1 protein-coding gene is annotated in these 820 nt (G+C 52.4%); it reads left to right on the forward strand.

Going from position 1 to position 820, the window contains the following annotated elements:
• Positions 1-63: 63 nt before the first annotated feature.
• On the forward strand, positions 64-768 hold the full coding sequence (locus tag ACQUTI_RS26315) for an IS6-like element IS26 family transposase (protein ID WP_001067855.1): 705 nt from the start codon (positions 64-66) through the stop codon (positions 766-768).
• The last annotated feature ends 52 nt before the right edge of the window (positions 769-820 follow it).

An 820-nucleotide genomic window follows, 5' to 3' on the forward strand; every position in this document is an offset into this window, starting at 1 on the left:
GGCACTGTTGCAAATAGTCGGTGGTGATAAACTTATCATCCCCTTTTGCTGATGGAGCTGCACATGAACCCATTCAAAGGCCGGCATTTTCAGCGTGACATCATTCTGTGGGCCGTACGCTGGTACTGCAAATACGGCATCAGTTACCGTGAGCTGCAGGAGATGCTGGCTGAACGCGGAGTGAATGTCGATCACTCCACGATTTACCGCTGGGTTCAGCGTTATGCGCCTGAAATGGAAAAACGGCTGCGCTGGTACTGGCGTAACCCTTCCGATCTTTGCCCGTGGCACATGGATGAAACCTACGTGAAGGTCAATGGCCGCTGGGCGTATCTGTACCGGGCCGTCGACAGCCGGGGCCGCACTGTCGATTTTTATCTCTCCTCCCGTCGTAACAGCAAAGCTGCATACCGGTTTCTGGGTAAAATCCTCAACAACGTGAAGAAGTGGCAGATCCCGCGATTCATCAACACGGATAAAGCGCCCGCCTATGGTCGCGCGCTTGCTCTGCTCAAACGCGAAGGCCGGTGCCCGTCTGACGTTGAACACCGACAGATTAAGTACCGGAACAACGTGATTGAATGCGATCATGGCAAACTGAAACGGATAATCGGCGCCACGCTGGGATTTAAATCCATGAAGACGGCTTACGCCACCATCAAAGGTATTGAGGTGATGCGTGCACTACGCAAAGGCCAGGCCTCAGCATTTTATTATGGTGATCCCCTGGGCGAAATGCGCCTGGTAAGCAGAGTTTTTGAAATGTAAGGCCTTTGAATAAGACAAAAGGCTGCCTCATCGCTAACTTTGCAACAGTGCC

This window comes from Klebsiella sp. 7-CIP_Kleb. (assembly GCF_050378655.1).
Taxonomy (GTDB): Bacteria; Pseudomonadota; Gammaproteobacteria; order Enterobacterales; family Enterobacteriaceae; genus Klebsiella; species Klebsiella quasipneumoniae.